This is a genomic window from Winogradskyella vidalii, from assembly GCF_013403955.1.
Taxonomy (GTDB): Bacteria; Bacteroidota; Bacteroidia; order Flavobacteriales; family Flavobacteriaceae; genus Winogradskyella; species Winogradskyella vidalii.
Map to the genome: position 1 here is coordinate 128,617 of NZ_JABFDG010000001.1, position 14,977 is coordinate 143,593.

16 protein-coding genes are annotated in these 14,977 nt (G+C 33.3%); 5 read left to right on the plus strand and 11 right to left on the minus strand.

Going from position 1 to position 14,977, the window contains the following annotated elements; genetic code table 11:
• Nucleotides 1-3: 3 nt before the first annotated feature.
• Nucleotides 4-606, minus strand: a complete 603-nt coding sequence (locus HM982_RS00550) for a TetR/AcrR family transcriptional regulator (RefSeq protein WP_179351179.1) — start codon at nt 604-606, stop codon at nt 4-6.
• Between the two features lie 183 nt (nt 607-789).
• Between HM982_RS00550 and HM982_RS00555 the strand changes: the two genes are divergently transcribed.
• The 5 genes from HM982_RS00555 (at nt 790) to HM982_RS00575 (ending at nt 4,781) form a co-directional block, all read left to right on the plus strand.
• Complete coding sequence (locus HM982_RS00555) at nt 790-1,764, plus strand: polyprenyl synthetase family protein (RefSeq protein WP_179351180.1); 975 nt, start codon at nt 790-792, stop codon at nt 1,762-1,764.
• Nucleotides 1,764-2,114 carry a hypothetical protein gene (locus tag HM982_RS00560; protein ID WP_179351181.1) on the plus strand — a complete coding sequence of 117 codons (351 nt, stop codon included), beginning with the start codon at nt 1,764-1,766 and terminating at the stop codon, nt 2,112-2,114. Before HM982_RS00555 ends, HM982_RS00560 begins: the two co-directional genes overlap by 1 nt.
• A 78-nt stretch (nt 2,115-2,192) precedes the next feature.
• Nucleotides 2,193-2,627 (plus strand): RrF2 family transcriptional regulator, encoded by a 435-nt coding sequence (locus tag HM982_RS00565; protein ID WP_179351182.1) that lies wholly within the window; start codon nt 2,193-2,195, stop codon nt 2,625-2,627.
• Nucleotides 2,628-2,721: 94 nt separating this feature from the next.
• Nucleotides 2,722-3,453, plus strand: coding sequence for an iron-sulfur cluster repair di-iron protein (ric, locus tag HM982_RS00570; RefSeq protein WP_179351183.1), 732 nt, complete (start codon nt 2,722-2,724; stop codon nt 3,451-3,453).
• Nucleotides 3,454-3,560: 107 nt separating this feature from the next.
• Entirely contained in the window at nt 3,561-4,781 is a 1,221-nt protein-coding gene (locus HM982_RS00575) for a hypothetical protein (protein ID WP_179351184.1), read from the plus strand.
• An 8-nt stretch (nt 4,782-4,789) separates the two neighbouring features.
• Here HM982_RS00575 and HM982_RS00580 read toward each other — a convergent pair whose 3' ends face one another.
• From HM982_RS00580 to nosZ, 10 genes are all read right to left on the minus strand, one after another.
• Nucleotides 4,790-6,790 (minus strand): TonB-copper family protein, encoded by a 2,001-nt coding sequence (locus HM982_RS00580; protein WP_179351185.1) that lies wholly within the window; start codon nt 6,788-6,790, stop codon nt 4,790-4,792.
• A 226-nt stretch (nt 6,791-7,016) separates the two neighbouring features.
• Entirely contained in the window at nt 7,017-7,862 is an 846-nt protein-coding gene (locus tag HM982_RS00585; RefSeq protein WP_179351186.1) for a hypothetical protein, read from the minus strand.
• Nucleotides 7,863-7,961: 99 nt separating this feature from the next.
• Complete coding sequence (locus tag HM982_RS00590) at nt 7,962-8,321, minus strand: hypothetical protein (protein ID WP_179351187.1); 360 nt, start codon at nt 8,319-8,321, stop codon at nt 7,962-7,964.
• Between the two features lie 93 nt (nt 8,322-8,414).
• Entirely contained in the window at nt 8,415-8,828 is a 414-nt protein-coding gene (locus HM982_RS00595; protein WP_179351188.1) for a hypothetical protein, read from the minus strand.
• A gap of 36 nt (nt 8,829-8,864) precedes the next feature.
• Entirely contained in the window at nt 8,865-9,647 is a 783-nt protein-coding gene (locus tag HM982_RS00600; RefSeq protein ID WP_179351189.1) for an ABC transporter permease, read from the minus strand.
• A gap of 85 nt (nt 9,648-9,732) precedes the next feature.
• A complete protein-coding gene (locus HM982_RS00605; protein WP_179351190.1) occupies nt 9,733-10,440 on the minus strand; it encodes an ABC transporter ATP-binding protein in 708 nt (235 codons plus the stop codon).
• On the minus strand, nt 10,434-11,669 hold the full coding sequence (locus tag HM982_RS00610; protein WP_179351191.1) for a nitrous oxide reductase family maturation protein NosD: 1,236 nt from the start codon (nt 11,667-11,669) through the stop codon (nt 10,434-10,436). Before HM982_RS00610 ends, HM982_RS00605 begins: the two co-directional genes overlap by 7 nt.
• 4 nt (nt 11,670-11,673) lie before the next feature.
• Nucleotides 11,674-12,111 (minus strand): nitrous oxide reductase accessory protein NosL, encoded by a 438-nt coding sequence (locus HM982_RS00615; protein ID WP_179351192.1) that lies wholly within the window; start codon nt 12,109-12,111, stop codon nt 11,674-11,676.
• 29 nt (nt 12,112-12,140) lie between these two features.
• Nucleotides 12,141-12,761, minus strand: a complete 621-nt coding sequence (locus HM982_RS00620; RefSeq protein ID WP_179351193.1) for a hypothetical protein — start codon at nt 12,759-12,761, stop codon at nt 12,141-12,143.
• A 246-nt stretch (nt 12,762-13,007) separates the two neighbouring features.
• Nucleotides 13,008-14,966 carry a Sec-dependent nitrous-oxide reductase gene (gene nosZ, locus HM982_RS00625; RefSeq protein WP_179351194.1) on the minus strand — a complete coding sequence of 653 codons (1,959 nt, stop codon included), beginning with the start codon at nt 14,964-14,966 and terminating at the stop codon, nt 13,008-13,010.
• Nucleotides 14,967-14,977: the final 11 nt, after the last annotated feature.

Below are 14,977 nucleotides of genomic sequence, written 5' to 3' on the forward strand. Positions count from 1 at the left end.
TATTTAATTTTGATTGGTATGTAATTGAGTTAGTGTTTCTAAGCCTTTAGGCGAGCAAATACCTCTTAAATGGTATTCTAAATAATTATTCATTAGCATTGGTGTAGAGAAATTTTCGCGAGGAAAAATATCTTGATCTTTTAATGATATGATGCCATTAAAATATAATCGCGCTACAAAATTAATATCTATAGAGTCTCTATAGAGTTTTTGTGCAACACCACGTTCTAAATTTTCAGTGACGCACCCCAACATTTTTACAAATTGCTTACTTTTTAAAGAAGCATATATTTTTGGGTAATATTTTTGAAGCTGATATTGAGGCGAGGACTTTTCGTCCTTAAGATTGTGCATTACAAAACGTTTAATTTCATAAATTTCTTCAATAGGATTTTTATCTAAAGTGCAAATCTCATCAATACCGCACGAAATATTATCTAAAATGGTAAGCGCAGTTGCTTCAACTAATTTTGTTTTGTTTTGAAAATGTTGGTAAATGGTTTTTTTAGAAATCCCCATTTCATTAGCAATATCATCCATTGTTACGCTTTTAAAACCAAATTTTAAAAATAAATCAACAGATTTTTGTACTATTTTGTCTTTCATATTTAAGGTTCCATATAAAAATGGAATAACTATTTTATTAAAGCGCAAAACTACAATAGGAAACTTTAAAAACCTAAAAAGTTTCCTAAGTTTTAATGTTTATTTAACGTGTGCTTCTTATATCCTTAAAGCTTTAGTGTGTAACAGCCTTTATTATTGAAACAATTGAATTATTTTTGTTCCATGCAACACATTGAACAGTACCAAAAATCATTTCTAAAACATTTAGAAAGTTTTACCGAAAACAAAGAGCCACAGAACCTCTATAGTCCTATAAATTATATTCTTCAATTAGGAGGAAAGCGCTTAAGACCAGTTTTAACTTTAATGACGGCTGAAGTTTTTGGCGAAACGGCTCATAATGCAATGGATGCTGCTTTGTCCATTGAGGTTTTTCATAATTTTTCATTAGTTCACGATGACATTATGGACGATGCCCCTTTACGAAGAGGGAAACAAACAGTACATGAGAAATGGAACTTAAACACAGGAATCCTTTCTGGAGATGCCATGTTGATTATGGCTTATCAGCTGTTTGAGAATTATGATGCTGAAACATTTCAAGCTTTGGCAAAATTATTTAGTAAAACGGCTTTAGAAGTTTGTGAAGGTCAGCAATACGATATCGATTTTGAAACTCGGGATGACGTGTCTATACCAGAGTATCTTAGAATGATTGAGTTTAAAACCGCTGTTTTAGTAGGTGCAGCGATGAAAATGGGGGCGATTGTAGCCAAGACTTCTGAGGATAATCAAAATGCTATATATGAATTTGGGCGTTTATTAGGTGTTGCTTTTCAACTTCAAGATGATTATTTAGATGCTTTTGGAAATCCAGAAACCTTTGGGAAACAAGTTGGTGGTGATATTATAGAAAATAAAAAGACCTATTTGTATTTAAAAACATTAGAATTAGGTTCTGATGATGATAGATTGAATTTACAGACTTTTATGACGGATTCCGAGCTTTCAAATTCTGATAAAGTTGAAAAAGTAAAGGCGTTATTTTTAAAATCTACAGCTGCGGAAGCTACACAAAATGCCGTTGAAGCATATACTAATAAGGCTTTTGATGTTTTAAAAACTTTAAATATTTCAGAAGACAAAAAATCAGTACTTCGCTTGTTTGGAGAACAATTAATGAATAGACGTGTCTAATGGGGTTGCCATCAAATTTTGAAGCATTAATTAAAGCCGCTGAAGGCTTAAATCTATATAGAAAACTTATTATTCAACTCAATAAAGATTTGTTATATGCTAATATCGATTTAGAATTTAATGAAGAAACGTTGCCAACCAGTTTAAAATTGGTACTTCAGGAAACGGTTTTTCATCTTATAAATTCTAAATTTTCAGATTATCTAAATTTACTTTATATCGTGGATGTTTCTGAAGCTAAAGTCAAATCTCTCGATGGAAGCGATGCCTTAAAATTATCAGAGGACGTTACCTTTATTATTTTACAACGCGAATGGCAAAAGGTCTGGTATAAAGCTAAATATTCTTAAAATAAAAACTTATATCGGATAATTTTATCTTAATTAAAAAATATAGTGTATTTTTGTCCTCTAAATTAGTATTATAATATGTTTTCTAAAGCTTGTGAATACGGTATTAAAGCCACGATTTTTATCGCAGTTAATTCCTCTGAAAACAGACGGGTTAGTCCAAAGGAAATATCTGAAGAAATAGATTCACCCCAGGCGTTTACGGCTAAAATTCTTCAAGCCTTAGTGCGACATAAGGTTGTAAAATCGGTAAGAGGTGCCTATGGTGGTTTTGAGATTGATAAAGGGAAAATTGCAACAATAAAATTATCACAAATTGTTTTTGCTATAGATGGTGATCAAATTTATAAAGGCTGTGGTTTAGGGTTGCATACTTGTAATGAAAAGCACCCTTGTCCTGTTCACGATAAATTTATGGTGGTAAGAGAAGAACTTAGAGACATGCTAGAAAACACAACGTTAGAACAATTAGCCTTAGACATTAAATCTGGTGTTGCATTTTTAAAGATTTAACGCATCTAATTATAAGATTCCAATTTTAAATGGGTTGGGATTCATAAAAAAATTTGAACATAAATAGGATAAATTTATCCGAAATAAGATTAATATGGAAACACTTGAAAAAAACATTGAAAAAGAAATAGGACAATTTGTTGCCGACGATTTTAGAACTGCAGCGATATTCTCTAAATATAAAATTGATTTTTGTTGCAATGGCAACCGAACAGTAGAGGAGGCTTGCGAAAAAAAAGGTATCGATAGTCATGTTTTATTAGAAGAACTCAACCATGTTTTAAATTCTAAAACCGGTGAGTCTATAGATTATAAATCTTGGCCATTAGACTTATTAGCTGAGTATATTGAAAAGAAACATCACAGATATGTGGAAGAAAAAATACCGGTTTTACGTCAGTTTTTAGACAAATTATGTAAAGTGCATGGAGAACGTCACCCAGAGTTGTTTGAAGTTAATAAGTTATTTACGGCGTCTGCAGGTGAATTAGCATCGCATTTAAAGAAAGAAGAATTGATTCTTTTTCCTTTTGTTAAAAAGATGGTTAAAGCAACGTTAGATGGAGGAGCCGTGCCATCGCCACAGTTTGGTACAGTGGAAAACCCCATAGCGATGATGATGGAAGAGCATGATAATGAAGGGCAGCGTTTTAGAGATATCGCTGAGCTTACGGATAATTATAATCCACCAGCAGATGCTTGCAACACATATAAAGTTACTTATGCAATGTTAGACGAATTTGAAAAAGATTTGCATTTACACATTCATTTAGAAAACAATATTTTATTTCCTGCGGCTATAAAGTTAGAACAGCAATTTGGTTAATAGCAATCCTTAATTATTTTTAACTTTGAAAAAGGCTCAAAATGTTGTGATTCATTTTTGAGTCTTTTTCTATTAATTATTACATTTCAAAAACCAAAGTTGCCATAATGCCCAAAAAATTAGTTGTCATATGTTTTATTAATTTTCTTGTGGCCGCTTTAATGGGGTTGGCATTACGCTTTTCATTTTTAGAATCCATTGGTGTAAATTATCGGTTTTTAACGCATGCACATTCTCATGTTGCGATGTTGGGCTGGGTATATTTATTGCTGTTTACGCTTTTTGTCCATTATTTTACTAACGATAAACCTAAGGTTTTTAATCGCTTATTTTGGTTAACGGAATTTGCGGTTATTGGTATGATGGTGAGTTTTCCGCTTCAAGGTTACGCGGCAATTTCTATTTCATTTTCTACATTGCATATACTTTGTAGCTATTATTTTGCGTATTTAATATGGAAATATCATAAAACCAATTCTAGTGTTACTCAAAAGCTATTAAAGACCGCGTTGTTGTTTATGGTGATTTCCACTCTCGGAGTTTGGTGTTTAGGCCCCATAGTTTCAACATTAGGGTCAACATCTGCATTTTATCATATTGCCATTCAGTTTTTTTTACATTTTCAGTTTAATGGTTGGTTTTTAATTGCGGTCTTGGCTGTGTTTTTTTACCTTTTAAAAGTTGAAAACTCAAGGGTATTTAAGCAGTTTTTTAATCTGTTAATTATGTCAACGCTATTAACGATGGCTTTACCAATTCAATGGTATGCACCTCATAAAGGTTTACTTTGGCTAAATGGCTTTGGGGTTATACTTCAGGTTGTGGCACTTTATAAATTCTTTCAACTTATAAAACCCAGATTAAATGTTTTGGTAGCTGTTAAATCTAAACTAACGACTTATATGTTCAGTTTTGCGCTTGGATGTTTGGTTTTAAAAATAGTATTTCAATTCTTATCAGTATTACCAGAGTTTGCAGAAGTAGTGCATAACCATCATAATTTTGTTATTGGTTTTATTCATTTGTTAATGTTAGGTGTTATTTCAGGATTTCTATTTGCTTTCATTTTAAAAAGTGATTTAATAAACGCTTCTAAATCTTTATCTATTGGCATTTATTGCTTCCTTTTAGGCTTTGTTTTAACTGAATTATTACTTTTAATTCAGGGTGTGATGTTTTATTTCGGTATAGGATTACTTTCAAATTATTACCTATTACTATTTTTGTTTAGTATTTTTTTGCCACTGGGAATCGGATTCATATTATTTAATATTATGAAAAATAAGACTGAAAAACTAAATCATAAAAACGACACATTATATTTTTAGTCCTTAAGTTATGGAAATACAAAAGATAAATTCACATAGAAATTGCGACCTTGTCTTGGAAAATTATTCCAATCGGCATAGGTAGAGTAGTTGGTATCTAAAATATTTTCAACACCATATTTAAGGACTGTTTTTCCTAATTTATTATAAAAGATGTGACCTAAATTTAGATTTAAAATCGCATAATCAGCTGTTTCATTTTCTCCATACATACTACTATAATTGCTTTGGTTGCCGTTACCATCTAATTGTAATGCGGCATTAAATTTTGAAGTGTTATAATTGAATTCAGCAAAATAGGATATCGGTTTTATGAGTGGCAGGTTCTCGCCATTATTGCCTTTTCCGTAATTATATCCAAGTGTTCCATTGATAGCAAAGCGTTCAGATATTTTGTAACTACTATTCAAATACGTACTAAAAATTGAAGCATGGTCTAAAGCACTATTTACGCGCACACCATTGGCACCGATAGTCATAGAGCTTACATTTGGTGCTAAATCTCCAATAATGTAATCCATAATGTGGAAATAGGATGTTGTTATACCAATTTCAAAATCATTGAATTTTTGTTTAAAGTTAAAGTTGGCTTCTAGGGCTTTTTCGTCTTCTAAATTCGGGTTGCCTATATAATCGTAATTATCAAAATTGTTGAATAAATAAAAACCATAGCCTTCGCTAACTGAAGGTGCGCGTTCGCCATAACCTAAACCAAATGAAAGGTCATAATTTTCTTTTTTAAGTTGATATGTTGAAGCCAAACTTATAAGAAAACGGTCTTGTTCATCTTTAACTTCAGGATGAAAAATCTGAAGGCTTTGTACACCAACGGCTTTAGATATTTTGTTTCTGTGATAACCTAATCTTAGAGATGATGACAATGTTTCGTAATCATTAAAATGAAAATCGTCCTTAATAAAAACACCAGAATATAAAGTTCTAATATCTGGCCAAGTGTACATAAACATGTCAGGTTCGTTGGGGTTATTAGAATACATGGTCATTTCTGCCAAAGACTTATTGTAAAATCCATTTAGGTTGAGTATTAGACGATGTTTGTCTTTTATTACATGCGCTTTACTATAGAATCCATAGGTGTCGCTCCAACCAGGCATGTCCATTCTTATAGGTACAATAGGACGTTTAGTATCGTCCATAATATGCGTAATGGTATTGAAATACAATTTGGTTTCTATGGATTTTAATGCTTTGTCTTCAGGTTTGTAGTAATGTGTTAACGATGAAATTAAGGCTTCGGCCAAAGACACATCCATAGGCAAAGCAGGATAGCCAACATCTGTGGCTTTATCATAAATTAAATTGGCATCGATATGTTGGGTTTGAGAGAATTTGTAACCCGATTTTAATGATATATTATATTTTTCAAACTGAGAATATAAAATTTCTTCGTTGCCACCAGCATCATAATTATCGGATTTTCTATAAATACCATCGGTAGTTATAAAAAAAATGTTTCCTGTATAGGTTAAGTCTAATCCTGTAGCTTTATAGTTTCCGTTAGTTTCGTAACCCAAATCCAATCCAGATTTAAAACCTGAACCATTAAATTTTGATGTCGGTAATTTTAAGTCGATACCACCACCAATTGAATGGCCATGTTCTGTGCCTTCTTGTCCTGAGCCAATGGTTACTTTTTCGAGATTAGAGACATCGACATACGAGGTGATTGGGTCCATTTTATCTGTACATGCACCAAAAATTTGCATGCCATCAATAGTGACCACCAAACGTTCGGTTGCCATATTATTTAGCGTAGGTTCCCAAGCGTAATTGCCACGTTTTATCATGGTAACTTTATTCGACTTTTCTAAATAATCATCAATGCTAGATAGTGTTTTTTCTTGTCTGTGATTGCTTAGTTTTCGTCTTGAAACTACAATGACTTCTTCTAGTTTTGTAGTGTCTTTTTTTGTCTCATTGATGGCCTTTTGTGAAAATCCAAAAGAAGCCATTAACAGAGATAATACGACTGTTATTAGCGTTTTCATAGCTAAATGTTTTTGTGATTAAAATGATAGGGAAGCATCTTTTGCCGCTGTAGGTACTTTTTACCAACAGTTTCCTAATGTAACTCCGAGAATTGTTGCTGAAAAACATCGACAATGGCTACGTACTTGGAAATATATCTGTCATATTGAGCGTCGTTAAGAAATGTATTTTAGATATAGTATTTAAAGCATTTCGACCGCGCTCAATGTGACAGTAAAGAATAAATTAGAATTCCACTTCTAAATACAAGCTGCTAGATTCATTTTCATCCGTAACGTCTTCACCTTTTAAAACTTCGCCATTTTCATTCAATAATTTTAGGTTCAATTTCCAATAACCAGTCATGGTTAGGGATAAATCACCATAGTAGAAATTATCGGCATTATTATAGGTTAAATCAGTGTTATTTGGTGAGCTATGGTTTCCCATACCTGGCATACGTGGGTCTAAAGTGATGGTGTAGTCTTCCACAACGGGAAACGTCATCATGTTTTCCATTTTAAACAGGCCAACTTTCATAGTATTTACGGCAATATTTGGGTCTTTTGGTTCAATTAATGCCACAATATATTTAGTGTCATCGTTTCCCATAAAACTTGCAGAATTCTGGTTTTCATATTGCATAACCGAAATGGTTTCTGTCACTGAATAATCTGTATCATTTATATTGTAATTTAGAGTTAATGACCAACCCGAACCATCTTCATAAGTCATTTGATAGATGATAAAACCTTCGTAAACGGTATCTTTTCCTAAGGCTTTTGTTATGGCCGATTTTGGACAAGAATGCTCCATAGTTGGCATTTGCATTATGGGTATCCATGATAAAGTTGCATCTTCAATATAATTGCCTGTATGGTTATCTTTTAATCGAAGACTAATGTGATTATAGCCAGTTTCAAAAAATCCTTTTTCATTGTAAAGTTCTATGGTTTGGTCGCCATTTGCAATGGTTTGAATCAATTCTAAACCTTCAACTTCATTTATTATTGATGAATTATCATCGTCGTCTGTAGCGCATGAAAAGAACAGCGCAATAAATGCGATTGGTAATATATATTTAAGTTTCATTTTTGTTTTATTTAAGTTGTTTTTAAGTGTAATTATCCTATTTGAAACCGTTTGGGGTTCAAAAAAAGAAGTTTGCGCCTTGGTAGCGCATCAGAAAAACTAACTTAAATTTGGTGGCGGTGTTTCGATGTCATAAAATCCTGAAATAGGCTGTTTTAATCTAAAATCGAAAGTGTTTTTAAGGTTTGAAACGTTAGAAAAATTATTAACGGTTTGTTTTATAGTTGCCGTGAGTATAAAGACATCTAAACGTGATGGGTCGGTTAAATGCTTTGGTGTATCTGAATTAGAATCTGTGTTGTTTTGCACCAATTCTTTTGTTAATTGACACTTACCATTACAGCCTTTTTGGTCGTCTTTTTGAATACAAAGGGTTTTTGCGATAAAGTCTTGGTTAATCACAAAATCGGTTATAATTACCACATTGTTTATGCTGTTCGTTAATACAACGAACGCCATAAACAAGGCCGTAGCTTTATATATAACCTTTATTATCATGATGCTAAATTTGGACTATTTTGTCTTTTCTAAAATGATTTTTGTCAATTAATTCTAATTTTTAAAATGGTCAAAATAGGTGGCTGTTAAACCCATTAAGGTTGTCTTTTTTTTCTTTAAAGTTGAAATATCTTCTACATCTTTTATAGCTGTAATTTCCTCTAAAATAGGAATAAGTATCACATGAAGTTGATTGTGTGCTTCGCCTGTCATATCACAGCTTTTTATGATGTAACTGGTTTGTTTTGAAAGGGCATCTCCTAAAATTTTTCCATTTGAAGTTGTATTGGTTTTTAAAATCGAATCGATGCGATTCATACCAATATGCGTCTCTTCATTCGCTATCCATTTTTCATTATTATTGAGTGATAAACCTTCAACTTTAAGGGCTTGTATGTCAGTCTTGGTGGTTTCGTTTTTACAGCTAAAAGCTAGGACTAATAGGAAGACGATAAAGCTGTTTTTCATAATTGTAATTTTGAATATTAACATGCCTATTATTGGCTAAAAATCTTTTTTCTTTGATTTGAATACAATTCGTAAAATAGGCATAGCAACCCACAAGCTCAGCATTACAAATGAAACAATAAGACCAAAGCTAGTTCCAAAAAATTGTTTAAAAACAGCACCTGTATAACCTAACAATGCCGAAATATCTAGTTTTAATAGTATCAGCGTTCTTGATAAATCTATGGGATTTAGCATGGTGCCAATTAACGATACTTTGTCTAATGGGTAATCTTCAAACATTATTAAGGTCATTAAAAACAGCCCATCATAGATGACCGCAAGGAATAACCAAATTAATATGGCATAGCCAAAACCTTTGATTTTATTTTCGTTTGATAAGGCAATATTAAAGGCTAAAGCAGTAAAGATTAAGGTTAAAAATGTGCCTGTTATTAATAGTAGAGAAAAATCCCAAATGGCACTACTTTCAAACAAACCATAAAATACAAACGGAATGCCTAAACCTAAAATTAAACTCATAGACAATGATAAAGCGACACCTAAATATTGTCCTAAAAAAATAGAGGAGCGTTTTAAAGGTTGCGCTAACAATAGCTCGGTAAATTCTTTGGAATTATAATAATACATGACGCCAAAAATGGTTCCAATTAAAGGGACTAAAACAATGATGACATTCATTAATGTAATCACTGCTTTTGAGAGGTCGTTATTTAAAAACAACAAGACAACACCTAATAATAAATAGAAGGCGAAATACACGTAACTCCAGCGGCTGCGCATTAAATCAAAAAAACTATATTTTAATATCTTAAGCATAAACTTCTAATTTTATTTAAACTTCTCGACTGTGCTCGAAGAGACATACTTTAATGAATTGTCTGGTTGAGCATTATCGAGACCTTTAAGCATGATTGTTAGATAATATAGACGCAATCGCATGTTCAAAATCGGGTTGATTGGTCTTGGTTTTTAATTTTTGAATACTGCCTTTAAAGTAGATTTTGCCTTCGAGGATAAACACAATTTCATCTGAAATTTCTTCAACAAAACTCATAATGTGTGACGTAATAAGAATGGTTTTGCCTTTGGCTTTTTCCGCTTTAATTAAATCCTTTAATCTAATTAAGGATATTGGGTCTAATCCCGAAGTGGGTTCGTCTAAAATCACAATGGGACTATCGAACATAAAGGTTAACACCAGGTTCACTTTTTGTTTGGTACCACCAGAAAGGTTGCCTAATTTTTTATCTAAAAACGGTTCTAGTTTAAATAGTTCAATTAAGCGTTGGTCTTCAGAGGTTGGTTTTCGTAAATCCTTAATCATTTTGATGAGTTCCTTTACTTTGAGATTGCTTGGAAAGTTGGCTATTTGTGGTAAATAGTCAATTTTATGTCTGTAATCGGAACTTTTTTTGATGTTTTCATTCAATACGGTAATGGTACCTTTATCAGGAATTACCATCCCTAAAACTGATTTTATTAAGGTGGTTTTTCCTGAACCATTAGGCCCGAGTACAGCGAATATTCCACCGTCAGCAATGGTTAAATCAACACCACTTAACACGTGGTTTTTACCAAATTTTTTATGTAGGTTTTCAATCGTTACCATGTTAGTTTTTTTATTTGTGGGTTGTGGTCCAATAAATCATCTGGTGTAAAAACAGGTGATACTTTTTCGGAAAAATCAATGATATCTATAAACATACTTCGCAATAAAATAATGGTTTCTGGAGTGCGATTTACGATATAAGAAAATAGTTTTACAGGCCTGTAAGGCACGTCGCCAATACCGTTTTTGTTGAGGTCGTAACCCGTGTAGTTGCTCCAATAATTTCTGTCAAACTGATTATCGTTTACTTTACTATTGTAAGCAATATCAAAGGAATTGTATAAGAAGTTATTTTCTGTAAAAATATTGGTGTAGCAAGCCCCTTTTACTTTTACTGCCCAGCCATTGTTTTCGAAGGTATTGTGCTTGTAATTAATACGGTTAGAGCCTTCAACGTTAATGCCGATGGTGTTGTCTTCAAACGTGTTGCCTTTAATTTCGCCATCATTTATTTCTTTAAGCAATAAACCATAAGAAGCCGTTCCCCAATTTTTCTTAAATATATTGTTGTACATTTTTATGCGTCTCGAGAACATGACGGCAACACCAGCGCCATTGTTTTCAAAAATATTGTCTTCGTAAGTGTCATCGTTAGAGAACATAAAGTGTAAACCATAACGCACATTTAGTGCGCTAACGTTGTTTTTAATGGTACAATCGTCTGAGAATTCTAAATATATACCATCGCGTACGCGTTGAACAAAATTGTGTTTAACAAGTACGTTTTTACTATACCAAAGCTGAATGCCGTTTCCGGAATTATATTCTTCAACAGCATCACCTATTATTTTGTTGTGATAGACTTTTCCGTCTCTTGATTTTTCAATATAAATGCCGAAAAATAATTTCTCTAAAACCAAATTCTGAATCAGGAAATTTTTACTGTTTTTGACTCTAATAGCGGCATAATCTTCTAGGTAACTATTGCCAACATTTATAATAAATAAGCCATCAACCGTGACATTATCTGCAATTACTGTAATGATTTCACCTTTTAATTCGCCATCAATTACAGGGTAATTTTCACCAATAATGGTCAAGGGCTTATCTACTATGATATTATGTGCTTTATAGATGCCTTTTTTTACGATAATGGTATCAAAATTTTTTGCGTTTGCAATACCGTCTTTTAATGTTGAAATCGGACAGGTTTTACATACTTCAATAGGTTGTGCAACAGATGAGCTAGTAATTAAAAGGACAATTGAAAAGATGAGTAATTGCTTCATAAAACTAGCTTTTGAATTTATCAAGTAGGGTTTTCCACGTATATAATTCGCCACCTTTATCGGCTTGCAACTTTTCAGCATCAGCCTTATTTTTAAAAGCCGTAAGAAATGCGCCCATCGGACTAGGAATGTTTTCGCTAATTAAAAATGTTGCTTTTGTCGCGTCAATTAAAGTTTCAGGTTCGGTGTAGTTGTTAGATAGGTATAATTCAATTTCAGAGGTTTCAAATTCATCCATAAAATTAATCATACACTCTGTGGCGTCAAATTTATAGACTTTCCCCTTATTAGTTACCACTTCTGCAGCGTGAGTTTTATCTACTATAGTCATTGAGCAATAGTGGCAACCGTCACTTCCGTAATTTATCGGTTCTGGTGATACGTTGCAACTGAAAAATAGAAGTAGTAATGTGAAAATTGAAAAATATTTTAGTGCTTTCATGACTTTAGTGTTTTAGAATTATAGTTTGTCTATTGTGTTGTTGATTTTAAGCTTGTTTTTCGGCCTATCCAAAAAGCAACAAGCGTCAATGCCATGCCTAGAAACATGAGATAACCTCCTATATGTGGCCAAGAGTCTACATCAAAATTTAATAATTTTTGATAACCAATTAATGGCGGTTTGTAGCTCATTGGTGTGCCATCTGGGTTGGTGACTTTAATAATAGCATTAGGGTCTAAATTGCTACCATAATCTATTAGCCAATTGTTAAAATCATACATACCTAGTATCCCTAAAACAGACATAAGTATAAACCAAGCTAAAAAATAGTTATAGCTAACTTTTTCTAAGTAGCCTAATAAGCCAATAATTACTCCCAGTATTGCCATGGTTAATATAACAATAGGGAACACCGTGAACTCCCACATATCTTCTGCTTTTGGAATGGTTTGCATACCGATATAATGGTTTAAGCCGTCTATATTTTGTAGGTCAAATTCTTCTACGCCTTCAATACCTTGTATATAGATGTTCATCCCTAATGGCTCTGGATATTGTGGTGCGCCAAGCATAATATTCCATAATGGGAATTTAAAAAGTCCTAATAATAGTAAAGCGCCTATTATCATTATAATTCCAGCCTTTTTCATAATATTACTTCCCGAACAAACGGAATCTTTTTAGTTAATCGTTGAATTCTTTGGAGTCACCTTTTTAAAACGAAGATTTTTTGAACTTCATTATATCGTGATGATTTTGAGATTTCTGCTTTCGCAGGAATTGTAGTGATTTAAAAAGAAAGGCGAGAGCGATAAATCAACTCTCGCCTTTGTATTAGAGAAATAAACACTAAAACAAAATTTCTCTAAGCTAATTATTTAAAAATAAGCGTGGGGCTATTCGCCTAATGACCAAGACAATTCAATGTCTGAATCTTCTGGTGATACACGAATATAACCTTGCATTTCTTGGTGTAATGCTGAACAGAAATCTGTACAATAGAACGGCCAAACACCAACTTGTTTCGGTTCCCAAGTTAAGGTTCTCGTTTGTCCTGGAGCTATTAGTAATTCAGCATTATTTGCACCAATCATAGCGAAACCATGAGGCACATCAAAATCTTGTTCTAGATTGGTAATATGGAAGAACACTTTGTCACCAACTTTTATACCTTCAATATTATCGGGTGCAAAATGACTACGAATCATCGTCATATAAATATGAACGTTTTTACCATCTCTAACGATTTTAGCATCAGCACCGCTTAAGGTTTTCTTCTCATGTTGATTTTCGTCTAACCGGTATATTTTTTTCGAATTATTTTTAACGATTTCAGCAGGAATAGCAGCCGCATAATGTGGCTCGCCATGCGTAGGGAAATCTAAAAGTAACTCCATTTTTTCACCTGAAATATCATATAATTGAGCCGAGTGTTCCATTTCTGGGCCTGTTGGTAAATAACGGTCTTTTGTTATTTTATTCATTGCAAACATGTATTTGCCAAAAGGTTCCGATGAGTTTCCTCCAGGAATTGTTAAGTGTCCAACAGAATAATAGGTTGGTTTTCTATCGATAACTTCCCAGGTGCCTAATTTCCATTTTACAACTTCAGAAGAAATAAAGAAGGTGGTATAGGCATTTCCTTTTCCATCAAACTCAGTGTGTAATGGTCCTAATCCTGGTTGTTCAACAGAACCGGCTAAAACATCTTCAAAATTCAAAATTGGAATACCGTAGGCGTCACCTTCAAATTTTTCATTTTCTATAGCATCTAGCATTTTTGTGAATGAGTGTACCGTTAAATTAGCTGATAATTTACCATTACCTACAATGTATTCTCCTGAAGGATCAACATCACAACCATGAGGCGATTTAGGTGTAGGGATTAAATACACAGCGCCAGGAACTTCTGAAGGATTAACGACACGCACTTCTTTTTTCATGGTAGAAGTAGCCGTATGTGTATGCTCGTCATAAACGTTATGTGCATAATTAGCCGGCATCATGGTACCACCACCATTATTAACGTATGCTTCGATTTTTTTCCAGTTAATGGCCGCAATAAAATCTTTATCGTTTTGTGAGGCGTTAACTTCTAAAAGCGTATTTGCTTCTTCCGTATTGTAAGTGGTGAAGAAGAACCAACCATGAGATTTTCCACGTCCAGGGTGAGATATATCGTAGTTGAAACCTGGCATTAAAACTTGAAATTTAATATCCATGTGTCCAAGTTCTGGATCTACAGAAATAAAAGATAAAGCGCCTTTAAAGTTACCTTTGTACTCATTAATCGGAATGTCTTTTTGTGGCACAGGAACAGAAAAACGCGTACCTGCTACAACATACTCCGTGTTTTCAGTAACAAATGAGGAACTATGATTACCTGCACTATTTGGAACTTCAATAATTTCTTCGGTTTCAAAAGTGGTTAAACTAATTCTTGCTATACGAGGTGTATTATTTCCATTAATAAAAACCCATCGCCCATCTAATTTTCCGTTAGTTTGAGAAATGTCTGGGTGATGCGAATCGTCCCATGGTACAAAACCATAAGAGGTTTCAAACATAGGTTTTGTTTCTTCAGAATACCCATAACCATTGGTAGGGAATTGAGAAAACACAGGAATTTCTTTGAATAAGCGTCCTGAGGGCAAACCGTAAACCGTAAGGTTACCACTATAACCACCAGAGATGAATGCGTAATGTGAATCGTGCTCTCCAGGTGCTACATATACTTTTTCTGCATTATTACTAGATAAGGCACCAGAATTGCTAGACTTACTAGAATTGTTACAGCTTGTAAATGCCGCAAAAATCGCTACAATTGCAAGTGTCGATTTTAATATTTTTTTCATAATCGTATGAT